This window comes from Acidobacteriota bacterium (genome assembly GCA_016195325.1).
In the GTDB taxonomy this organism is placed as follows: Bacteria; Acidobacteriota; Polarisedimenticolia; order JACPZX01; family JACPZX01; genus JACPZX01.
Map to the genome: position 1 here is coordinate 1 of JACPZX010000120.1, position 22633 is coordinate 22633.

At 69.9% G+C, this 22633-nt stretch carries 19 protein-coding genes and 1 tRNA gene; 11 read left to right on the plus strand and 9 right to left on the minus strand.

The annotated features are described in order from the left end of the window. The 4 genes from HY049_19680 to HY049_19695 form a co-directional block, all read left to right on the plus strand. Positions 1-194, plus strand: a 194-nt coding sequence (locus tag HY049_19680; GenBank protein MBI3451121.1) for a hypothetical protein, incomplete at its 5' end; no start/stop codon positions are given. Between the two features lie 87 nt (positions 195-281). Continuing rightward, positions 282-373 (plus strand) — tRNA-Ser (locus HY049_19685). Between the two features lie 8 nt (positions 374-381). Next, positions 382-1599, plus strand: a complete 1218-nt coding sequence (locus tag HY049_19690) for a glycosyltransferase family 4 protein (GenBank protein ID MBI3451122.1) — start codon at positions 382-384, stop codon at positions 1597-1599. Positions 1600-1613: 14 nt separating this feature from the next. Continuing rightward, complete coding sequence (locus HY049_19695; protein MBI3451123.1) at positions 1614-2024, plus strand: NUDIX hydrolase; 411 nt, start codon at positions 1614-1616, stop codon at positions 2022-2024. Here the strand turns inward: HY049_19695 and efp are convergent, their stop codons facing one another. Together efp and HY049_19705 are read right to left on the minus strand one after the other, a co-directional pair. After that, a complete protein-coding gene (gene efp, locus HY049_19700; GenBank protein MBI3451124.1) occupies positions 2025-2552 on the minus strand; it encodes an elongation factor P in 528 nt (175 codons plus the stop codon). 96 nt (positions 2553-2648) lie between these two features. After that, positions 2649-4475, minus strand: a complete 1827-nt coding sequence (locus HY049_19705; GenBank protein MBI3451125.1) for a thioredoxin family protein — start codon at positions 4473-4475, stop codon at positions 2649-2651. A 147-nt stretch (positions 4476-4622) separates the two neighbouring features. Here HY049_19705 and HY049_19710 point away from each other — a divergent pair, with 147 nt between their 5' ends. Next, on the plus strand, positions 4623-6305 hold the full coding sequence (locus HY049_19710; protein ID MBI3451126.1) for a CRTAC1 family protein: 1683 nt from the start codon (positions 4623-4625) through the stop codon (positions 6303-6305). Beyond that, positions 6302-7462: a tetratricopeptide repeat protein gene (locus HY049_19715; GenBank protein ID MBI3451127.1), complete on the plus strand. Its 1161-nt coding sequence runs from the start codon at positions 6302-6304 to the stop codon at positions 7460-7462. The genes HY049_19710 and HY049_19715 overlap by 4 nt, the downstream gene beginning before the upstream one ends. Here HY049_19715 and HY049_19720 read toward each other — a convergent pair. Continuing rightward, positions 7440-8057: a DUF3109 family protein gene (locus HY049_19720; protein MBI3451128.1), complete on the minus strand. Its 618-nt coding sequence runs from the start codon at positions 8055-8057 to the stop codon at positions 7440-7442. The genes HY049_19715 and HY049_19720 overlap by 23 nt on opposite strands. Continuing rightward, complete coding sequence (locus tag HY049_19725) at positions 8054-10507, minus strand: AAA family ATPase (GenBank protein ID MBI3451129.1); 2454 nt, start codon at positions 10505-10507, stop codon at positions 8054-8056. The genes HY049_19720 and HY049_19725 overlap by 4 nt, the downstream gene beginning before the upstream one ends. A 105-nt stretch (positions 10508-10612) precedes the next feature. Between HY049_19725 and HY049_19730 the strand changes: the two genes are divergently transcribed. Beyond that, the gene (locus HY049_19730; protein ID MBI3451130.1) at positions 10613-12094 is read left to right on the plus strand and encodes a glutamate--tRNA ligase; all 1482 of its coding nucleotides are present in this window, start codon (positions 10613-10615) and stop codon (positions 12092-12094) included. On the opposite strand, the gene HY049_19735 is transcribed toward HY049_19730, so the two are convergent. After that, positions 12060-12314, minus strand: coding sequence for a zf-HC2 domain-containing protein (locus HY049_19735; GenBank protein ID MBI3451131.1), 255 nt, complete (start codon positions 12312-12314; stop codon positions 12060-12062). The genes HY049_19730 and HY049_19735 overlap by 35 nt on opposite strands. Further along, positions 12311-12919, minus strand: coding sequence for a sigma-70 family RNA polymerase sigma factor (locus HY049_19740; GenBank protein ID MBI3451132.1), 609 nt, complete (start codon positions 12917-12919; stop codon positions 12311-12313). The genes HY049_19735 and HY049_19740 overlap by 4 nt, the downstream gene beginning before the upstream one ends. A gap of 121 nt (positions 12920-13040) precedes the next feature. On the opposite strand from HY049_19740, the gene HY049_19745 reads away from it, so the two are divergent. From HY049_19745 to HY049_19755, 3 genes are all read left to right on the plus strand, one after another. Beyond that, a complete protein-coding gene (locus tag HY049_19745) occupies positions 13041-13793 on the plus strand; it encodes a PASTA domain-containing protein (GenBank protein MBI3451133.1) in 753 nt (250 codons plus the stop codon). 14 nt (positions 13794-13807) lie between these two features. Beyond that, positions 13808-14482: a ribulose-phosphate 3-epimerase gene (locus HY049_19750; protein ID MBI3451134.1), complete on the plus strand. Its 675-nt coding sequence runs from the start codon at positions 13808-13810 to the stop codon at positions 14480-14482. Between the two features lie 92 nt (positions 14483-14574). Then, positions 14575-14934, plus strand: a complete 360-nt coding sequence (locus tag HY049_19755) for an acyl-CoA thioesterase (protein MBI3451135.1) — start codon at positions 14575-14577, stop codon at positions 14932-14934. A 660-nt stretch (positions 14935-15594) separates the two neighbouring features. Here the strand turns inward: HY049_19755 and HY049_19760 are convergent. From HY049_19760 to HY049_19770, 3 genes are all read right to left on the minus strand, one after another. Next, the gene (locus tag HY049_19760) at positions 15595-18984 is read right to left on the minus strand and encodes a protein kinase (protein MBI3451136.1); all 3390 of its coding nucleotides are present in this window, start codon (positions 18982-18984) and stop codon (positions 15595-15597) included. Further along, positions 18981-19904 (minus strand): DUF72 domain-containing protein, encoded by a 924-nt coding sequence (locus HY049_19765; GenBank protein MBI3451137.1) that lies wholly within the window; start codon positions 19902-19904, stop codon positions 18981-18983. The genes HY049_19760 and HY049_19765 overlap by 4 nt, the downstream gene beginning before the upstream one ends. Before the next feature lie 74 nt (positions 19905-19978). Beyond that, a complete protein-coding gene (locus HY049_19770; GenBank protein ID MBI3451138.1) occupies positions 19979-21208 on the minus strand; it encodes a tetratricopeptide repeat protein in 1230 nt (409 codons plus the stop codon). Positions 21209-21424: 216 nt separating this feature from the next. Between HY049_19770 and HY049_19775 the strand changes: the two genes are divergently transcribed. Then, positions 21425-22621: a DegT/DnrJ/EryC1/StrS family aminotransferase gene (locus HY049_19775; GenBank protein ID MBI3451139.1), complete on the plus strand. Its 1197-nt coding sequence runs from the start codon at positions 21425-21427 to the stop codon at positions 22619-22621. Positions 22622-22633 lie beyond the last annotated feature (12 nt).

A 22633-nucleotide genomic window follows, 5' to 3' on the forward strand; every position in this document is an offset into this window, starting at 1 on the left:
CGGCGGCGCGGCAGATCATCGTCTACGTCGATCGCGTCGAGCCGGGGAAGCCCCTGGCCTTCTCGTTCCACCTCAAGGCGACGATGGTGGTGAAGGCGGTGAACGGCGAGTCGGCCGTCTACCCGTACTACAACCCCGAGAAGCGCGACGCGTCGAAGCCGGTGGTCTTCAGGACCGCGAAGGCCGGGCGGTGACGTGAAGCGCCGGGCGCCGGGGAATGGACGGCGGGGCGGGGAGCCGCTATCCTCCCCCGCCTTTGAGATTCCCTGGGCCGACCGCGCGGAGAGGTGGTGGAGTGGCCGATCACAACCGCCTGCTAAGCGGTTGCACGGGTAAAACTGTGCCGAGGGTTCGAATCCCTCCCTCTCCGCCACGCCGCCAGTGAGGGTCCTCTTCTCGGCCTTCTCGGCCTACTCCCCCTACGGCAGCGAATCGCTCGTCGGGTACAACTACGCGCGCGTCCTCGCGCGCCGCCACGAGCTGACGGTCATCACGTGCAAGCCGACCGATCTCTCCACGGAGATACCGGGCGTGAGGGCGGTCCACACGATCGATCTCGGGGGGCGCGACTTCAACGAGGTCTCGCGGGCCTCGCTGCTCTCCTTCGAGATGCGCCAGTGGGGGCCGGCGTCCCGCGCGCGCCGGGCGGGCGTCGACCTCATCCACCGCGTCAACCCGTGCAGCCTGGCCGACCCGACTTTCCTTGCCTTCATGAACCGGCCGCTGGCGATAGGGCCGGTCCTCACCAACGACGATCCTCCGGTCTCGTTCCGCGAGATCACCGATCGGGAGATCTCGCGCTACAAGGCCGACACGGCCTGGTTCCGGAGGCTCAGGCCGCACGCGCGGCTCTCGAGCGTGATGTTCGGCGCGATGCTTCATTCCTGGACGCATCTCAAGAAGGCGACGCGCATCCTCGTCGGGAGCGAGGCCACGCTCCAGAAGATCCCGGCGCGGTTCCGCGGTCGCTGCGAGCCGATCGTGTACGCGGGCGTCGAGCACGAGGTCTTCACCCCGGGGCCGCCGATCGCGCGGGGCGGCGCCGGCGGGCCGGTGAAGCTCCTGACGGTCGGGCGCCTCATGCCCTACAAGGGGATCGAGCTGCTCCTGCGCATGTGCGGCCGCCTCCGGGCGCGCTGCGACTTCACCCTCACGATCGTCGGCCGCGGCTCACCGTGGTACACCGGCTTTCTGGAGAGCGTGGCCGATCGGGAATCGATCGGAGATCGCGTCCGCTTCCTCGCCCCGATTCCACGCGCGGAGCTGATCGAGATGTACCGCTCCCACGACGTCTTCTGCTTCCCGTCGCTCGCCGACACGTACGGGATCGCGCTCGTCGAGGCGATGTCGTGCGGCCTGCCCGTCGTCGTCAGCGACTGCGGCGGACCCGCGGAGATCGCGGGCCTCGCGGGGGCGAGGATCCCCGTCGTCTCGCCGGAGCAGTACATCGCCGAGGGGGCCGAGATCCTCGGCGGGATCCTCGAGAGCCCCGCGAGGCTGGCGGAGATGGGGCGCGCCTCGAGGGCGCGCGTCCTCGAGCGCCACGACTGGGGGAAGATCGGCGCGCGGATCGAGGAGATCTACTCCGGACTCGCGTGAGGTAGAGTGGCCCGATGCCCGTTCCGGACCGTCAGCCCCGCCTCGCCGCCGACTGCATCATCCAGATCGACGGAGACCCCGCGCGCATCGTCCTGGTCCGCCGCAGGAATCCGCCGCACGGGTGGGCGATCCCCGGGGGGTTCGTGGACTACGGCGAGTCGGTCGAGGCGGCCGCGGTCCGCGAGATGAAGGAGGAGACGGGGCTCGACGTCACGCTCACCCGCCAGCTCCACATCTACTCGGATCCGGCGCGCGATCCGCGGGGGCACACGGTGACGGTCGTCTTCGTGGGGACCGCGCGCGGCGCGCCGGCCGGAGGGGACGACGCGCTGGAGGCGCGCGTCTTCACGCGGAGCACGCTCCCGGCGGATCTCGTCTTCGATCACCCGCAGGTCCTCGAGGACTACTTCACCGCGCGTTACTGATCAGACCTTCTCGAGGTACTCCCCGCTCTCGGTCGAGACGCGGATGACCGTCCCCTCCTTGATGAACGGCGGGACGTTGACGATGAGCCCCGTCTCGGTCTTCGCGGGCTTCTTCGACTGCGACGCCGTGGCTCCCCTCAGTTCCGGCTCCGTCTCGATGATCTTGAGCTCCACCGTGATCGGCAGCTCGACGCTGACCGCCCTCCCGTCGATGAAGTCGATCTTGAGCTTGATGTTCGGCGTGAGGTAGTCGACCCCGTCGCCGAGGAACTCCTTCGTCAGGTGGACCTGCTCGTAGGTCGCCGTGTTCATGAAGTGGTAGTCCCCGCCGTCCTCGTAGAGGAACTCCATCTCGGCCTCGTCGCAGTGGACCTTGTCGACGTCGTCCTCCGAGCGGAACCGGTGCTCGACGATCGACTCGGACATGAGATCCTTCATCTTGGCCTGGACCATGCCGCGCCAGTTCCCCGGCGTGAGGTGATGGGTCGCGACGATCCGGTAGAGGCGCGCCTCGACCTTGACGACCATTCCCTTCTTGAGCTGAGTTGCTTTCACTGTGTCGATCTCCCCTGCCCCCGGTACGGGGGCGCGCGTGTGGTTGTCGGTCGGCGGGCCGGGAGATCGTCAGCCGCCGGGCACCTGCCGGAGGCGCGCCAGGAAGTCCGCAGGCTCGACGAACCCGGTGACCCTGAGATCCTTCCGCTCCTCGCCGGACCGATCCAGGAGGACGACCCACGGGAGCCCGAGGATGCCGAAGCGCTTCTTGATCTCTTCGACGGCGGGGTCGGCGTACGACGTGAGATCGGCCCGCATCGCGACGAACCGCGCCGCCTCGTCGCGGACGTGAGGGTCGGTGAAGGTGTAGCGCTCCAGCTCCTTGCACGCGATGCACCACTCGGCGGAGAAATCGATCAGGACGGGGCGCCCCGCCGCGGCCGCCTGCGCGAGCCCCGCCGCGTCGAGGGGCCGGAACTCGATCCCCGCTTTCGCGGGCCCTCCCGGCATGAGCGTCCACGCGCCGACCGCGACCGCGAGGGCGGCCGTCGCGTAACGGACGCCGCGGAAGGCGGCCGTCTTCACCGCGCTCCGCTCGAGAAAGCCGAGGAATATCCCGGACCCGATGACGAGCGCGCCGAGGCCGACGCGCGCCGCCGTCTCGGGGAGGACCGGGCGCAGGAAGTAGATCGCCATGCCGACGAGCACGCAGCCGAAGAGGCTTCGCACCCAGATCATCCAAGCCCCCGCGCGGGGCATCGTCGAGAGGGCGCCGCTGAACATCGCGAGGACCAGGAAGGGAACGCCGAGCCCGAGCGCGAGGACGAAGAACATGACGAACCCGAGGGCCGGGCTTCCCTGCTGGCCGACGTAGGCGAGGAGGCCGAAGACGAACGGGCCGATGCACGGCGCGGCCACGAGGCCGACGGTGAGCCCCATGAAGAGCGCGCCGAACGCCCCCTGCCGCGAGCTGATCCTGTTCACGATGAATCCGGGCAGCGCGATCTCGAAGAAGCCGAACATGCTGAGCGCGAGCGCGACCAGCACGGCGGCGACGAAGCCGAGGACCCAGGGGCTCTGGAGCGCCGATCCGAGGAGCCCGCCGGTTGCGGCGGCCACGGCTCCGAGGGTCGAGTAGGTGACGGCCATGCCGAGCACGTAGAGGCTCGCGAGGAGGAGCCGTCGCGGCGCGCGTCCCGCCGCCTGCCCCCCGAAGTACGAGATCGTGATCGGGATGAGGGGGTAAACGCACGGCGTCAGGTTCAGCGCGAGGCCGCCGAGAAAGATGAGCGGGAACGCGAGGAGCAGGCCGTGACGGGCGACCATCGCCGCCACGTCGCCCCCCCCGCCGTCTCCCGCAGGGGCGGAGGCGCCTCCTGCCGCGACGAACGCCACGCGGGAGAAGATCTCGCGGTCCACCAGGGCGACCGCGTCGCCGGGTGAGGCGATGACGACGGGGACGTCGAGCGACACCTTCCCGGGGGCGAGGCACGACTCGTCGTTGCAGGCCTGGGCGGAGAAGGTCGCCCGCAGCGTGACCGGTCCGGGGGCGATCGACGCGGCGGCGGCGACGTCGAGGCCGACGACGATCTCCCCCTCGTAGACGCGGAGAGTCTTCCCCTCGGTGAAGGCGAAGGCCTTCTCCACGTGGGCGGGGTACACGGGCTCGTGATAGGTGAACCCCTCCGCCGGGGCGATCGCGAGGAGGCTCGGGATGAGGTAGTCGAGGGTCGGGTTGTGGGCGTTGATGTGCCACCCCGGAGCGATCGTCACGACCGCGGCGATCTGGAACGACGTGCCGGGGTGCACGCGGTCGACCGAGACCGCCGCGCGGGCGGTCAGCACCTTCGCGGTGGAGAAGGCCTGCGCGGAGGCGGGGGCGACGACGGCGAGAAGGACGAGCGCGGCCGCCCCCGCGAGCGCGGAAAGCCGGTCCGCACGCCTCGATCCCGTCATTGTCGTTCCGCGTCGCGCCATTGAGAGTCCGATAGGGGGGTGTCGACCGGAAATCGTCGCCGGCCGGGGAGGCTCGAATCCTAGCATACCGGTTCCTGGGCCGGTTCCTTGAGGTTTGCGCGGGGTCCCCGTAAGATGCGCCCACCCATGCTCGCGCGACGGATCGGCCCGCGGATCGCATTCCTCGCCGCGGCAGCCCCCCTCGTCCTCGGCGCCGCGGCCGGCGCCCCGGCCCCCGCGATCACCTTCAAGGACATCGCCCGGGAGTCCGGGATCACCTTCGTCCACACGATGGCGAAGAGCGGCGTGAAGTACATGATCGAGACGATGGGCGCCGGCGGGGGATTCATCGACTACGACCGGGACGGGGACCTCGACATCGTCCTCGTGAACGGCGCGCCGGTTCCCGGATACCAGGGGCCGAAGGACCTCTCGTCGGCGCTGTACCGCAACGACGGGGAGGGGCACTTCACCGACGTGACCGCGACGAGCGGCGCGGTGAACCGCGGCTACGGGATGGGGGTCTGCGCCGGGGATTACGACAACGACGGCTACCAGGACCTGTACTTTCCGAACTTCGGCCCCGACGTGCTGCTCCACAACGACGGCGACGGCCGCTTCAGCGAGGCGACGAAGCTCTCGGGGACGGGGAGCCCGGCGTGGGGATCCTCGTGCGCCTTCTTCGACGCCGACGGCGACGGCGACCTCGATCTGTTCGTGACCAACTACGTCGATTTCAGCTTCGAGAACAACAAGTTCTGCGGCGACTACACGCACAACGTGCGGACGTACTGCCACCCGAACGTCTACAACTCGCAGCCCGACGTCCTCTACCGCAACGAGGGGGACGGCACCTTCACGGATGCGTCGCGCGAGATGGGGATCAAGGACACCTACGGCAACGGCCTCGGCGTCGTGGTGGCGGACTACGACAACGACGGCGACCCCGACGTCTACGTCGCCAACGACAAGACGCCCAACACGCTCTGGCGCAACGACGGGACCGGGCATTTCACGGACGTCTCGCTCCTCGCGGGCGTGGGGTACGGGCTCGAGGGGGCCCCTCACGCGGGGATGGGGACTGACTTCGGGGACATCGACGGGGACGGCGATCTCGACCTGATCGTCACGAACCTCGACTTCGAGAACAACACCCTTTACCGGAACGAGGGGGGAGGGATCTTCTCCGACGCCTCGTTCCCGTCGGGGATCGGGGCGGTGAGCCTCTCGTTCGTCGGCTTCGGGTCGCGCTTCGTCGACTACGACAACGACAGCCTCCCCGATCTCGTGATCGCCAACGGCCACATCCTGGACAACGCCCCCTACTTCAACGACTCGACCACGTACGCCGAGCGGAACTTCGTGCACCACAACCTCGGCGGCGGAAAGTTCGAGGAGGTGGGGCTTCGCCTGGGCCCCGACATGGCGATCCCGAACGTCGGGCGCGGCCTCGCGTCGGGGGACATTGATCTCGACGGCGACGTGGATCTCCTCGTGACGGTCTGCGGCGGGCGGCCGCGACTCTTCCGCAACGACGGGGGGAACGCGAAGAGGTCCCTTCTCGTGCGGCTGGCGGGGACCGTCTCGAACCGCGACGCCCTCGGGGCGCGCGTGACGGTGACGGCGGGAGGGAGGACGCAGATCGACGAAGTCCGGAGCGGCGCCTCGTACCAGTCGCAGAGCGACACGCGGCTCGAGTTCGGCCTGGGGGAGGGGGCCGAGGCCGAGAAGCTCGAGATCCGCTGGCCGGACGGCCGCGTCGATCGCTTCGAGCACGTCGCCGCCGGCCGCGTGACGCTCATCGAGGGGGAATCGGAGCTGCAAAGGTGATCCGCGCGCTCCCGGCGTTCCTCTTGGCGATCGCCTTTCCCGCGGCCGGCACCGCGGCGGCTCTCGCGCAGGGTGGGGCGCCGGACGCCTCGCGCCGCGTCGAGGCGGAGTACCGGTCGCTTCTCTCCCGGGGCGCGAAGGCGGTCTCATCGGAGGACTACGACACGGCCCGCGAGCTCCTCGAGCGCGCCGTGAAGCTCCGGCCCGACAGCGTTCCCGCGCACTATCAGCTCGGACGGGCGCTGACCGGGCTCAAGCGGCTCAAGCCCGGGGCGGAGCAGTTCGAGCTGGCCCTCAAGATCGAGCCGAAGCACCAGGGCGCCCTCCTCGGGCTCGCGTCGATCGACGAGGGGACGGGCGACTTCCCGGGGGCGGAGCGGCGCTACCGCGAGGCTCTCGCCCTCGGCCCCAACAAGGCGGCCTCCCGAGCGCTCGCCTCCCTTCTCGGCCGGCAGGGGAAAGGTGACGAGGCCTCGGCGATCCTCCAGAAGCTCCTCGCCGGCGATCCGACCGACTTCGACACTCTCTTCGAGCAGGCTCTCGCCCACGCGATCCAGGGGGACTGCGCCGCCGCGATCCCCGAGTTCCGCAGGGTCGTCGCGGCGCAGCCGGCGCGCGTGACGGCTCTCTTCCAGCTCGGGAACTGCCTCAGCCGGACGGGGCACGGCGACGAGGCGGCCGAGGTCCTCGCGCGATTCCGGAAGGCCGCCGCCGACGAGAAGGCGAGGAAGGAGGCCGAGAAGAAGGTCCACTTCGCGCTCCTCGAGGCCGACTCCCTCGCCGAGGGGGGGAAGACCGAGGCCGCGGCGGCGAAGGTGAGGGAGGCGCTCGCGGCCGATCCGGGCTCCGCCAGCGCGCACGGTTTTCTCGGAAGCCTCCTGATCGAGATGGGGAGGAACGGCGAGGCCCTCGCCGAGCTCAAGCGGGCCGCGGAGATCGATCCCGCGGACGGGATGGCGCTCGTCGAGGTCGGCCGCCTCCTCGCGCTCGGCGGGAGGGGGGAGGAGGCGATCCCGTACCTGAAGCGCGCCGCGGCGGCGGACACCAACGCCGCCGAGCCGCACAAGTTCCTCGCGATCCTCTACCAGCAGATGGGCCGGGCGGCGGAGGCGGAGCAGGAGAAGGCGATCTACCTCAAGCTCGCCCGCGTCCCCTGACCTTCCGCGGCGCGCGCGGAGGGGTCGTCGAGAGCAGCTTCGTGACGGGCTCGAAGAGCGCGAGGGGGGTCCGCGTGCCTCCGCGGATGGGGGAGCAGCAGTCGGGTTTCTTCGTGTACGAGCCGCGGCAGACGTCCACCTTCCCTTTTTCGACGCAGACCGGGAAGAGGATGCAGTACGCCGGCTTGATGGCGTAGGGATGCCCCGCGACGCGCCCCGAGGCGACGTGCACGGCGCAGAGGCGGTCTTCCCTCAGGAAGACGCACCCCCCCGACGCGACGCGCGTGTCGACCGAGCGTCCGTCGACGAAGTCGGCATCGCGGCGCGCGCGCACCGTGAACCAGTCGTGTCCCTTCGCTCTGACCCCCGGCCTCGGCGATTCCCTCATCGCGGCGGCGACGGCCTCGCGGTGGGCGAGGATCGTGTCCCGTTCCGCGAGCGAGAGCGCGACCCCCCCTTTGCAGCACGTCGCGTCGCAGCGCTCGAGCGAGGCCCGTCCGTACGTCGGGCGCAGGACGCGCGACGCGACGGCCCGCACGCGAAGGGCGAGGCGGGCGGCGATCTCCGAGGCGAGCCTGCGGGCGGCGTCGCTCACGGGGCCTTCGGCGGCGCCTGCCGGCGCGAGGCCTCGGCCATCTCGACGAGGCGCCTCTCGACGCGCGCGTGGACCGTTCCGGGCGGGAAGCTCCCGTCCCTGCCGCGAACCCCCGCGGCGGTGCCCGTGAGGATCTCGATCCCCTCGTCGATCGTGGTGATGGGGTACACGTGGAACTTCCGCTTCCTCACGGCGTCGACGACCTCCTCGCGCAGCATCAGGTCCGCCACGTTGGCCCGGGGCATGATGACCCCCTGCTGGCCCGTGAGCCCGCGCGCGCGACAGACCGCGAAGAAGCCTTCAATCTTGTGGTGGATGCCTCCGACCGGCTGGATGTTCCCCTTCTGATCGACGGAGCCCGTGACGGCGATCCCCTGGTCGATCGGCAGCCCGGAGAGCGCGGAGAGGAGGGCGTAGATCTCGGTGGACGACGCCGAGTCCCCGTCGATGCCGCCGTACGACTGCTCGAATGCCAGCGACGCGCTGAAGGTGACCGGGCGGCTCACTCCGAAGGTGTGGCGGAAGTAGCCGCCGATGATCAGCACCCCCTTGTCGTGGGTGTTCCCCGACAGGTGCGCCTCGCGCTCGATGTTGATGATCCCGGTGTCCCCCGGCGCCGCCGACGCGGTGATGCGGGCCGGCATGCCGTAAGCGTGGGCGCCCGTGTCCTGCACCGTGAGGCCGTTGACCTGGCCGACGCGCGCCCCCTTCACCTCGATCAGGAGCCTCCCCGTCGTGACCATCTCGCGGACCTTTTCCTCCCACATGCCGCTGCGCCGGTCGGCCTCGTCCCGCGCCGTCCTGATGTGCCTCGCGGAGACCGTCGCCCCCCCTTCGCGCCGCCGCCAGTAGTCCGCCTCGCGCAGGAGGTCCGAGATCTCGCCGAACCGCGCGGTCAGCTTCCCCTGCCTTCCGGCCTGGCGCGCGCCGTACTCGGCGACGGCCGCGAGGGCGCCCGGCTCGAACGCGGCGAGCCCCTCGTCCTGGCACATCTTCCCGATGAAGGCCCCGTACTGGCGGAGGTTCTTCCTGTTGTTGTCCATCTCGTAGTCGAAGTCGGCGAGGACCTTGAAGATCTTCCGGAAGTCGGTGTCGTACTGGTGCAGGAAGTGGTACGTGCGCGTGTCGCCGATGAGGATGACTTTCACGTTGACCGGAATGGGCTCCGGCGTGACGACGGAGACGGGGACCTGGAACGGCGTGTCCTCCTCGTGGATCTCGACGACGCGGTTCACCAGCGAGCGCTTCAGGTTCTGCCAGACGCCGCGCTGCTGGAAGACGTCCTCGGCGTTGAGCACGAGGTAGCCGCCGTCGGCGAGGAGAAACGAGCCCCCGCGGATCTTCCGGTAGTCGCTCGTCCAGTGCCCGGATCGGTCGACGTCGCGGTCGAAGTAGCCGAACAGGCGCCGGTACGTGGGGAGGTTCTCGATCACGACGGGGCAGTGCTCGCGCTCCGCGTTGTCGAGGAGGACGTTCACGTCGAGAAGCGAGAGGATGTCCTCCTTCGTCTCCGCGCCCTCCGCCGCCTGGACCGGGGGGACGGCGGGAGGGCGGAACAGGTCCATCTTCTCGGCGATGTGCTCGATGGCATCGGCCAGGTACGCCTCGATGGCCTTGTTCCCGTGCTTCTCGCCGATGGCCTTCGCCGGCTCCTCCAGCGTATTCTTGACCTGGTCGCGCTCGGCCGTCGCGATCGAAGACTCCATGTGCTGGAGGATCGTGCGGCTCGCGCGGGCCACCGACTCGAGCTCGGTGTGGAGGGCGACGTAGCGCTTCTGGATGAGCCTGAACTGCGATTCGGTGAGCTTCTTCTCCGCCTGGAGCCGCTCGAGGTCGCCGACGGCGACCGCCTGCCCCGCGATCATGGGGAAGAGCTCGGGCCGGGAGATGGCCCCCTCGCGCACGCGCTTCAGCGCGAACCCCTCCTTCTCGACGCGGCGCTCGAACTTCTCGATGAGCCTGTCCCCCTCCTGCTCGTGCTTCTCGATGATCCGCTCGCGGCGCTTGTTGTGCTCCTCCGACTCGAGGAGGCGCGGGACGGCGTCGCCGACGTTTTTCCGGAACCGCTCGATGTCCTTGCGGAACTCGCGGCTCCGGCCGCGCGGGAGGACGACGAGGCTGGGGCGCTCGGGCTGCCGGAAGTTGTGGACGTAGGCGCGATCGAGCGGCAGGGGACAGGACGACTTGATGTTGTCGAGGATGCGCTTGACGGTGGAGGTTCGCCCGGTGCCCGTGATGCCGCACACGAAGACGTTGTAGCCGGGGGAGTAGAGCTCAATCCCCATCTTCATGGCGCGGATCGCGCGCTCCTGGCCGATGATGCCGATGAGGCGGCTCTCGGACTCGGGGACGTCGAGATCGTACTTGGACGGATCGCAGGTCCACCGGAGCTCCGCCGGAGTCAGCCTTCGGGGCTTGCGCGGTGCGGGGTGGTCGATGTCCTTGGGCATGTCGCCTCGTCTCCCGGAAAAAGGGCGCCAGTATAGCCCACGCGCGGCGGACGCCCGTCTCGGAGGCTGCTAAGATGGCGCCTCGCCGAAAAGGAGATCGAGCCGATGCCCGCCCGCCCCGTGAGAGTGCGCTTCGCCCCTTCTCCGACCGGCTTCCTCCACGTCGGCGGGGCGCGCACGGCCCTCTTCAACTGGCTCTACGCGCGGAAGGAGGGGGGGACGTTCGTCCTCAGGATCGAGGACACCGACCTCGCGCGCTCCTCCGACGAGATGACGCAGGCGATCCTCGACGGCCTCTCGTGGCTCGGCCTCGCGTGGGACGAGGGGCCGTTCCTCCAGTCCCTCGGGCGGGCGGACCATGTGGCCAGGGCGCGCCGCCTCGTGGCCGCGGGGAAAGCCTATGCCTGCTGGTGCGATCCGGCGACGCTCGACGCGAAGCGCAAGGAGGCCGAAGGGCGGGGCCAGGCCTTCAAGTACGACCGCACGTGCGCCCGCCTCGACGCGGCGGAGCGCGCCCGGCACGAATCATCGGGGAGCCTTTCGTGCGTGCGGCTGATGGTCCCGGAGGGGACGACGGCCTACGACGATCTGGTGCACGGCCCGGTCTCGTTCGAGAACACCGACATCGAGGACCTGGTGCTCCTGCGCTCGGACGGCTCGCCGACGTACAACCTCTCGTGCGTCGCTGACGACGTCGACATGAAGATCACGCACGTAATCCGCGGCGACGATCACATCTCGAACACGCCGAAGCAGATCCTGCTGTACCGCGCTCTCGGCCTCGAAGAGCCCCGGTTCGGTCACCTCCCCCTGATCCTCGGCGACGACAAGAAGCGCCTGAGCAAGCGCCACGGAGCGGTGAGCGTCACCGAGTACCGGCGCATGGGGTATCTTCCCGAGGTCCTCTTCAACTTCCTCGCGCTCCTCGGCTGGTCCCCGGGAGGCGACCGCGAGATCATGACGCGCGACGAGATGGTGTCCCTCTTCTCGTTCGAGGGGGTGAACCCGCGGAGCGCGGTGTTCGATCACGACAAGCTCGACTGGATGAACGGGCAGTACCTGTCGCGCCTCCCCGGCGAGGCGATCTTCGCCGACGTGAAGGAAGGGCTCGTGGCGGTCGGGCTGTGGCGCGCGGAGCTGGAAGCGGGAAATCGGGAGTGGATGATCCGGCTCATCGAGACGCTCAAGACGCGCAGCCGTAAGGTGAGCGAGGTCGTCGTCGCCGCGAGGCCTTTCCTGACCGAGGATTTTTCCTACGACGACGAGGCAGCGCGCAAGCACTTCGGCGCCGCGGAGGCCGCGGATCGCCTCGACGCCATGGCGGGGGCGCTGGGCGCCGTCGCGCCGTGGGGCGAGGCGTCCCTCGAGGCGTCGCTTCGGGCCTTAGGCGAGAAGATGGGGGTGGCGGCCGCGAAGCTGATCCATCCGGCGCGCGTCGCGCTCACGGGGAGCGCCGTCAGCCCCGGCATTTTCGAGGTGATGGCCCTCATGGGCCGGGATGGAACGGTCGCGCGTTTGAAGCGGGCCGCGGCGTTCGTTCGAGAGCACGGGCTCAGTCCCGGGGGAGCGCCTTCGCGGCCTCGATGAAACGGCGTTTCATCGACGCCCTGTCATCCGCGTGCGCCGCGTCGGACAGGGGTATCACCGTCGCATCGCGGCAAAACGCGACCGTCCGCTGCAGCGTGTTCAGGAATGCTAGGCACGGAGCGCATCTCTCGACGTGCGTTTCGATCTCGTCCGCTTCATCGGGGATGAGCTCGTCGTCGAGGTAGCCGGACAGCGACTCGAAGACTTCCTTGCAGGTCATGAGACCCTCACGCTTCCTCGATTCTCCGTGAGGCGCCGCGTCAATTCCTTGCGGACGAAGAGTCTCGAGCGATGCAGTCTGAATTTCACCGTCGACTCCTGGATCTGAAGGATGTCCGAGACGTCGTGCTCCGAGATCTCCTCCATGTCGCGCAGCACGAGCACGAGGCGGTAGTGGGACGGCAGCGCGGCGACCGCCTCCTTGAGGAGGAGCTTCTCCTCCTGCCGCCTGATCTCCTCGTCGGGATCGAGAGACCAGTCGTGGATCGGGGAGGTGACGCCCGCGCGCCTCTCCGGGGTGAGCGCCTCGATCGGGATCTCCTTTCCGTCAGCGGGCTCCCGCGCGAGGATGGCCGCGGACGCGACGCGGTAGAGCCAGCGGGGGAGGGCCTTCGCGTGCTTGATGTCCTTGACCGACCTGACCGCCTGGACGAGCGTCTCGTGCAGGATGTCTCGCGCGTCCTCGCTTCGCCGGCTGGCCTTCAGGCCGAATCCGTGAATCCGATCGGCGAAGTGATCGAAGAGCGCCTCGGCGGAGGCGGGGTCTCCGCGGCGCAGCCCTTCGAGGATCTCCTCGTCGGTCCGGTAGCTGTGAGTGTGCGACATGGGTGTGTCGGGTCCCGTCAGGAGCCGCCATTCTAAGGACATCGGCACGCTTTGAGCAAGCGTCGGCTCGCCCCCCCCGGGAGGCCTGTGATACGATGCCCGCCGTCGACCACCACCGGGAGTGAAGAAGCTGGCCGGAAACCGAAAGCGGGCGACCCGCCTCGCCGTCGTCGCCGTGAAGATCGTCGCGGCGGGGATCGCGTTCATGGCCATCTTCCTGACGAGCGGATACCTGACGATGCGCCTGGCCCTCATGAGCAGCGGCGTCACGGTCCCGGACGTGACGGGGCTGACGGCCACGGCGGCCTCGGCGAGCCTCCTCAAGGAGCAGCTCTTCCTCGAGACGACGACCCAGCGCCACGACGATCGCCTCGAGAGCGGCCGTGTCCTGGCGCAGGAACCCCCGGCGGGATCCAAGATCAAGAAGTACAGGAAGGTGAAGGTGGTGATGAGCCTCGGACCGCGGGTCTTCAAGGTGCCGGACGTGCGGGGGCAGTCGCTGCGGGCCGCCCGGCTCGCGATCGAGTCGGAAGGGCTCCCCGCCGGCCGCGTCGCCTACGCGAGCGCGCCTCTGGTCGACTCGGGCGTCGTCGTCTCGCAGGATCCCCTGCCCTCGGGGGAGAACCTCGGGGAATCGGGGGTGAGCCTCCTCGTCAGCAAGGGGCCGAGAGAGCCGGTCTACGTCATGCCTCTTCTCGTGGGCCTCGAGTCGGCCTCGGTGCAGCCCGGCCTGCGCGCGCGCGGTCTCAAGATCGGCGTCGTGCGGCGCGAGAGGACGTCGGGGGCGACGGCCGGAACGATTGTGAAACAGTATCCCGAGGCCGGGTACCCGGTGGCGGCGGGCGACGCCATCAGCCTCGTCATCGGCCAGTGATGATCCCACCCGGCATGAAGCTTCCCGCGATCGCCCCGTCGATCCTGTCGGCGGACTTCGGCCGCCTCGCCGAGGAGGTCCGCGCGGTGGACGGGGGGGGCGCGGGGCTGATCCACGTCGACGTCATGGACGGCCACTTCGTGCCGAACCTCACGATCGGGCCCCCCGTCGTCGCCGCGATCCGCAAGGCGACGAAGCTCCCGCTCGACGCGCACCTCATGATCGAGAACGCCGACCGATGGGTGGAGCGCTTCGTCGCGGCGGGCGCCGACATGGTCTCGGTCCACGCCGAGGCCTGCCCGCACCTGCACCGCACCGTCTCCGCCATCCGCGCGGCGGGGAGCCGCCCGGGGGTGGTGCTGAACCCCGCGACGCCGCTCGCGGCCCTTGACGACATTCTTGCGGACGTCGATTACGTCCTTCTCATGTCCGTGAATCCCGGTTTCGGCGGCCAGAAGTTCATCCCGGCGGTGCGCCGCAAGATCGCCGCGCTGAAGGCCACACTCCGCGAGCGCGGCCTCGACGCCCTCATCGAGGTGGACGGAGGCGTCGACGCGGGGAACGCCGCCGACCTCGTGCGGGACGGCGCGGATCTTCTCGTGGCGGGCTCCGCGGTCTTCGCGAGCGGCGCCGGAGCCGCCGCCGCGGTGGCGCGGCTCCGCCAGCTCGCGGAAGGGGCGCGATCCTGAAGGCGCACTCCCCGGAGCGCGCGGGCCCGAAGGCGGCGCCTGACGGCGCCGGAAGGACCCGCCTGCGTGTCCGATATCCCGAGATCGATTCCATGGGGGTCGCCCATCACACCCACTACCTGACCTGGTTCGAGGTGGGGCGGACCGAGCTCATGCGCGAACGCGGAAGGAGCTACGCCGAGATGGAGCGGGACGGGATCTTCATGCCCGTGGTGGAGGCCGCGTGCCGCTACCTCTCGTCCGCCCGCTACGACGACGAGATCGAGATCGAGACGCGCCTCGTCGAGGCGAGCCGCGTCAGGGTCGAGTTCAATTACGTCGTCTCCCGCCCGGCGGACGGGAAGGTGCTCGCCGAGGGGCGCACCGTGCACGTCGCGACCGACGCCGGCGGCGCTCCACGGCGCATGTCGCAGGATCAGCTCGACGCCCTCTGCGGGTCGGCGACGCGATGAGCGCCGGGAGGCTCCTCCGCGCCCCGCGCGTCGCGTTCGCCCTCGCGCTCGTCGCGTCGGCGCTCCTCGCCCCCGGATGCGGCCGCAAGAACCTCGACAAGGTCCCGAAGGATCGCGACGCCTCCCTGACGCCGCAGCAGCTCTACGAGAAGGGGACGGAGCTCAGCCGGCGGGGGCACTACTACAGGGCGCGACAGATCCTCGAGAAGGTCCTCTCCCGCGCCAACGTGGGCCCGGAGATCCTCGGGAACACGAACCTGGCGGTCGCCGACGCCTACTACTACGACGGCGGCATCATCAACGTCGCCGAGGCCCTCAGCCGGTACACGTCGTTTCTCACCTTCTACCCGACTCACGCGCGGGCCGACTACGCGCAGTACCAGCTCGGCCTCTCGTATCTCAGGCAGGCCCTCACCCCCGACAAGGATCAGGCGACGACGCGGCAGGCGCTCGACGCCTTCAGGAAGGTGGAGACGGGGTTCCCGGCGAGTCCCTTCGTGGCGCTCGCACGCGAGAAGGCCGACGTCTGCCGGCAGCGACTCGCCGATGCCGACGTCCGCGTCGGGATGTTCTACGCGAAGCGCAAGGCCTACGAGGGGGCGGTGAGCCGCTTCCGCTCGGTCCTTCAGGAGTTCCCGAAGTACCCGCATGCGGATCAGGTCACCTTCCTGCTCGCGGAGGCGCTGCGGGGGGCGCGCAAGGAGGAGGAGGCGCGGCTCTACTTCCAGAAAGTGATCGACGCGTACCCGAAGAGCCGCTACCGGGCCCAGGCGGTCGGCGCGCTCGCGAAGCGCGATTCGGGGGAGAAGACCGCGGAGACGCCGCGCGAGAAGAAGTCCTCGAGCGTGGAGACTGATCGCCCGGTCGCCTCGGGCGGCTCCTAGCTCCGGCCGTCAGGCCCTGGCCGGGACCCTCATCCCCGCCTCGAGAGCTTCCGCCAGCCCCCCCATCGTCAGGAACCGCTTCTCGCGATCCTTCTCGAGGGCCTTCAGAATCGCGGCGCCAAGCCAGGAGGGGAGCTGGGCGTTCAGCTCCACCGGAGGGCGGGGAGTCTCCTGGAGGTGCCTGTAGGCGATTCCCGTCGCCGTGTCGCCGACGAAGGGCTCCCGGCCGGTGAAGACGAAGTACATCACCACGCCGAGCGAGTAGATGTCGGTCCGGGCGTCGAGGGGAAGCGCCTGCACCTGCTCGGGCGACATGTACTTCGGCGAGCCCATCACGAACCCCGTGGTCGTGAGATCCCCCTCGCCCCCCCCCGCCGCGCGCGATGCCGAAGTCGAGGATCTTCGGCGTGCGCCCGTCCTTGAGCAGGATGTTCTGCGGCTTGATGTCGCGGTGGATGATGCCCAAGCCGTGCGCCGCCTCGAGGCCCCTCGCGACGTCGATCATCATCTTCACCGTCGCGAGCACGTCGAGGCTCGGCTGGAGCCTCCGCCACTGCTCGAGGTTCACGCCGTCGATGTACTCCATCGTGATGTACTTGTGCTCGCGCCACGTCCCCATGTCGTAGACCTTCACCACGTTGGGATGCGCGATGCGCCGCGTGAGCTTGATCTCCCGGAGGAACCGCTCGGCCTGCTTCCCCTCGGCGTCGATGCCGCGCAGGACCTTGATGGCGACCGTCTCGTCGAGATCGCGATCCACCGCCTGGTAGACGCGCCCCATCCCGCCGATCCCCAGCTCGCGCACGATCTCGTAGCGATCGGCGACGACGACGCCCGGGATGATCCCCGAGGCCTTCAGATCGTCCACGAGGAGGGCCGCGCTCCGGTAGCGCCGGGAGGGATCCTTCTCGAGGCACTTCGAGATGATCTTCTTCAGGAAGGCCGGCACGATCCGATCGACCTTCTGGGGAAACGTCGGCGGCGTGTTCAGGTGATCGAAGTACGCGGTCTCGGAGGGGAAGGGGGGCTCGCCCATCAGCATCTCGTACAGGACGACGCCCAGCGTGTAGAGATCGCTGCGGGCGTCGACGCGCTCGCCGCGGATCTGCTCGGGGGGGGCGTAGCAGAGGCCGACCCCTCCCTGCGAGATCGTGTCCGAGAGGCGGGCCTTCAGCCCGAAATCGCCGAGCCGGATCGTGTCGTCCGGGCACAGGAAGAGGTTCTCGGGCCGGATGTCCCGGTGCAGCCGCCCCTTGCGGTGCGCGTACGAGAGAGCCTCCGCGAGCTGCTGCGCGTACGAGAGGATCTTCCCCGGCTCGATCCGGATCTTCTCCTTGAGCACCGCCCGGAGCGATCTCCCGTCGGCGAGATCCATGATGATGTAGCGCCCCTCGGCCGCCTCGAAGGCGCCGAAGACGGTGACGATCCCCGGGTGCGCGAGGTCCGTGGCCCGCATCGCCTCCTGGAGGAAGCGCCGGTAGATGTCGGGCTGGCCGGTCGAGGGGGGGAACCGCTTCACGGCGACGCGGCGCTGGAGCGCCCGATCGTACGCCTCGAGGACCTCGCCGTAGCTCCCGCGGCCGAGCTCGCGCACGAAATCGAGGCGCGTCGAGATCGACGCGGGGGTCGCCTGGGCGCCGGGCGCCGTCGGGCTGCCGGGGGCCATGAGCGTGCCGGGGAGCGGCGTCGCCCGCGCCGGAGGTCGCGGCCCGGCCGCCCCCGCGCCCCCCTCGGGGCGCGCCATCGAGAGCTTCGCCTCCGCGGCCGTCGGTTTTTGCGCGGCGAGCTGCTGCGCGAGCCGCTTGAGCCTGTCGGCGACGTCGGCGTGGTGGTAGTCGATGCTGAGAACCTGCTCGTACGCGCGCCGGGCCTCCGCGCTCCGGCCCATCTGCTCGAAGGCGACGCCGAGGTGGTAGAGGCACCGGGCGCGGTCGGACTCGTCGGTCGTGAGCTTCAGCGCGGCGTCGAGCTTCTCCACCGCCAGCGAGTGAAGCCCCTGCTTCGAGAAGAGCGAGCCGAGAAGGAAGCAGGCGCGGCCGTGCTCCGGGTCCTCCTTCTTGACCTGCTGGAGTATCCGGATCGCCTCGCTCTCCTCGCCGCGGCTGAGGTACAGCTCGGCCGCGGCCGTCGGTTTCCCCGCGAGGCCGAGGACGCGCGCGGCGTCGGCCGGCATCCCCGCCGTCTGGAACCCGCGGGCCGCGTTGAGGTACTCCTTCCCGCGCTCGTAGCTCTGCGCGGCGTCGCGGTGGCGCCCGATCCCCGCGTACAGGTCCGCGGCGCGGATGTGCTCTCCCTCCGACGAGAAGAGCTCGGCGGCGCGCTGGAGATCGCCGGCGCTCTCGAAGCATTCGGCCGCCTTGAAGGCGAGGTTCTCCTTGAGAAACGTCTCCGCCGCGCGCGCGAACTGGCCGGAGCGCAGGAGAAGCTCCCCGAGGAGCTTCCCCTCGATCTTCGCCGACGGATCCTCCTCGACGATGCGCAAGGCCTCCGAGAAGTTCTCGAGGCGCACCAGCAGCTCGGCCGCGCGCTCGGTGCGCCCCGCCTTCCGGTACGCGTCGACCGCCTGCTCGTAGAGCCCGGCCTCCTCGAGGCGCGGGGCGGCCTTGTCGAATTTTCCGGCCTTGTAGTAGAGGATGCCGGAGAACCTCGCGTAGCGCGCGCGGCGCTTGCGCGTCTCCTCGAGGGCGAAGACCCCGCTCGCCGGGGAGTCCGCGGCCCCCGAGCTCGTCAGCAGCGTCTCGTAGAGCGACGCGGCCTTCGTGCTGTCGCCCGACTGCGCGTAGAGGTACGCCGATTTCTCGAGCTGGCCTCCCATCTCGTAGAAGACGGCGGCCGACCCGAGGCTCCCCATCTTCTCCTCGAGATCGGCGGCCTTCAAGTACTGCCCGCCGCGCTCGTACATGAGCGACGCCTTCTTCCGCTGTCCCGCGCGGATGTACATCTCCGCCGCCTGGACGAAGTCGCCTCCCGACGCGAAGTAGCCCGCGGCCGCCGCATGCTCGCCGATGCGCGAGGCGACCTGCCCGGCGAGGACGTGCTGCCGCGCCTGGACGTACATCTCGATGGCCTCGCGCGGATGGCCGGCGAGATCGTAGAGGTCGCCCGCGCGGGAGTGATCTCCGCGCTTGGCGGCGCGCCTCGCCTCCTTGAGCAGATCGGCCGTCATGGGCGCTCTCCGGCGAAAGGGAACGCTCCCTGCGTGGGCGCGCGGCCGGGCGCCTCCGGAACGAAAGCCTCCGCGCGATCGGCGAGGCGCGGGAAGGCCGCCAGGATCCCCGGCGGCGCCTTCACCCGCGTCGATTCGATCATCGATCGAAGCTCCAGTGCGTTCGTCACGGCCTGCCCGCCGAAATGATTGTTCGCGATGACCATCACGTCGCTCGCCTTGGCGGCGAGCTGCGTGATCCGCTGCGCCCATCCCGAGAGCTCCTCGGCCGGGTACAGGTAGTCGTAGCGGCGGTCCCGCCCCGCCCCCTCCTCGAACCACGCCGCCGCGTTCCGGCCGTGAAGCCTCACGTACGCCAGAGGCGCGGTCACGTGGGCCGTTGGGTGAATATTGGCCGAGATGGCCGGTTGATCGAGATTGCAGAAGGATATTCCGCGCTTCCTCAGGAGAGAGAGGAGATCGCCCTTCAGCCACGACGCGTGCCGGACTTCGACGACAAGCCCGAAATCCCCGAATCTCTCCGACAGATCCGACAATCGGCTCCGGCTCGCCGCCGTGTCGTGGAACGAGTAGGGGAACTGGAGGAGTATCGCGCGGAGCTTCCCGGCGTCGCGGAGCGGCTGCATCGCGAGCCGGAAGGCCTTCTCCGCCTCGCGCATCTCCGCTTCGGGAGTCGCGTCGTGCGTGAAGCCGCGCCAGAGCTTGGCCGTGAACGCGAACCGCTCGAAAGGGGCCGTGCGGCGCGCCCATCCGGCGGCGGCCGACGCGGTGGGGATGCGGTAGAACGACGCGTTGATCTCGACGGCGTCGAGGTACGCGGCGAGCCACGAGAGCGGGTCGAACCCCCGGCCCCGCGGCTTCGGATAGACGATTCCGTCCCAGTCAGGGTAGGACCAGCCGGCACTTCCCATGCGGATCAAGTCGGGGCGCTCCGTCCAGAGGACACCGGGCCAATCTAGGAACCCCGGAGTGGGGAGTCCACCGCCCCTTCGCCTCAGTGAGCCGGGGCCGACTGCGCGAGCGCCGCCAGGGCCGTGCGCGTGGCGCTGCTCGACCCGTTGATCTCGATGACCTTGGAGAGCTCCCGCGTCGCCTGGTCGTGCCGCCCCATCGACATGAAGATCGATCCGCGGCTCAACAGCGCATGGCAGAGCGTCGCCTCGTCGGGGCGCTGCTCGATCGCGCGGCTCAGCGCGGCGAGGGCGAGATCGAACCTCTCCTTCTTCTCGTAGGCGCGGGCGAGGATCAGGTGGGCCGAGGGGTACTGCGGCGTGATCTCGATCGCCTTCCGCGCGAGGCGGATCGTCGCGTCGGGATCGCGGAAGCCCGCGGCGCTCGCGCGATCGAAGAGGACGAACGCGTCGTGCGAGAGGGCGCCCGCCGCGAGGCGGCGCGCCTGATCGAGATACTCGCGGACCATGAACAAGCCGGGGCTGATCCTCTCGGCCCGCTCGAAGCAACGGATCGCGTCGCCGTGCCGCTCGAGGCGCAACCGGACGTAGCCGAGCTGGTAATGGGCGTTGGCCCATCCTGGGGCGGCCTCCGCGCAGCGCCGGAAGGCCGCCTCCGCGTCGAGAAGCCGCGCGTCGCCGCAGTGCTCCCATCCCGAGTCGAACTCCCTGGCCGCCCCCTCGAGCGCCGCCTCGCTCCGGCGGTGGGCGCGCATGCGCCGAGCGCCTCGCCGCCGGGCCCCGCGCGTCCCCCGCCACGGCTCGATCGCGCCGCCGGGGGCGACGAGGACGTCGGCCGCGTGCACGACGACGGTCTCGGAGATGCGGAACTCGACGAGGCCGTCGCCCGCCGCGCCGCAGAAGACGTCGTGGAGGTGGAGGTGCACCAGATCGCGCTCGTCCCCCTCGATCGCCAGGAGCTCCTCCTTGAGGCGGCGCGCGAAAGTGCGCGCCTCCCGGAGGCCGTCGGCGCGCGAGACGCCGTACTCCATCGCGACGCGATGCCCGATCTCGGCGAGCGTCACCTTTCCGTCCATCAGCTCCCAGCACCGGGCCGCCACGGCGTTCAGCGCCAGCCCCTCGCACTGCTTCGGGAAGGCGAGGATCATCTCGCCGTCCCTCACGAGCGTGGTGACCGCGGGGTGCCGGAGCAGGATCGCGGAGGGCCCGGGGATGCCGGCGGCGCGGCGGGCGCGGCGGGCGCGCGAGCCCCGGAGCGACCACGCGAGCTCCGCGGCGGCGCGGAGAAAGGCCATGACAGCGAATGCGATCATCGTCGGTCGTGCCTTCCGGGGCGGCGACGCCGGCAGGGGGCGCGGCGGCGACGCCGAAAGTATACGGGGATCGGGAGCGCGCGCCATCGGCTCCACTGAAAATTTTCGCCAAACCGTCGCGCCGCTAGGGTATGATCGCCGTCTCCCCGGAGTGCACTCAGGGGGTACTCTTCACGCGGCGCCGCGGCGGGCGCCGGATCGACGGGGAACCAGCGGATGAATGACATCGAGAGAACCACGACCGCCCCGGTGGCGGCCGTCACGGCGCGCCAGCGCCGGCTGACGACACCGATACCTTTCATCGATCTCGCGGCCCAGCACCGGGCCCTCGAGCGCCCCATCCGCGAGGCCTTCGCCCGCGTGCTCGAGGGATCCGAGTTCGTCCTGGGCGAGGAGGTCGAGGCCTTCGAGCGGGAGTTCGCCTCGTTCCTCGGCGCGCGGCACGCGATCGGCGTCGCGAGCGGGCTCGACGCGATCACCCTCTCGCTCTGGGCCCTCGACGTCGGCAAGGGGGACGAGGTCATCCTGCCGGCAAATTCGTTCATCTCGACCGCGCTCGCCGTCTCGGCGGCGGGGGCGAAGCCGGTCCTGGTCGACGTCGACCCGGTCCGGTACACGATCGACGCCGAGGCCGTCGCCGCGGCGATCACGAAGAGGACGAAGGCGATCCTCCCCGTGCACCTCTACGGGCAGAGCGCCGACATGGCCCCACTCAAGGATCTCGCCGCGACGAAGGGGATCGCTCTCGTCGAGGACGCCTGCCAGGCGCACGGCGCCGCGACGGACGCGGCGAAGTGCGGCACGATGTCGGACGCCGGCTGCTTCTCGTTCTACCCGAGCAAGAACCTCGGGGCGTTAGGCGATGGCGGCATGATCGTCACCGAGCGTGACGACGTCGCCGAGAAGGTCCGGCTCCTGCGCAACTACGGCCAGAACGCCCGGTACGAGCACGTCGTCAAGGGGGTCAACTCGCGCCTCGACTCCGTCCAGGCGGCGGTCCTCAGGGTGAAGCTCCGGCACCTGGGCAAGTGGAACGAGGCGAGGCGCCGGCACGCGACCCACTACGATCACGCCCTCAAGGACCTCCCGGTGGTTCCGCCGGGCGAAGCGCCGGGCACGACGCACTGCTATCACCTGTACGTCATCCGCGCGCCGCGTCGCAACGATCTGAAGGCGCACCTCGAGGCGACCGGCATCTCGTGCGGAGTGCACTACCCGATCCCGATCCATCTCCAGCCGGCCTTCGCCGATCTGAAGCTGGGCCCGGGTTCGTTCCCCGTCGCCGAGCGCCTCGCCGGCGAGATCCTCTCGCTCCCGATCTTCCCCGAGATGGCCGACTCCGACGTCGACACCGTCTGCGCCGGCATCGCCGCCTTCTACGCCCAGGGGACGGCCGCCGCGGCCGGCGGCTGATCGAGCCGGTCG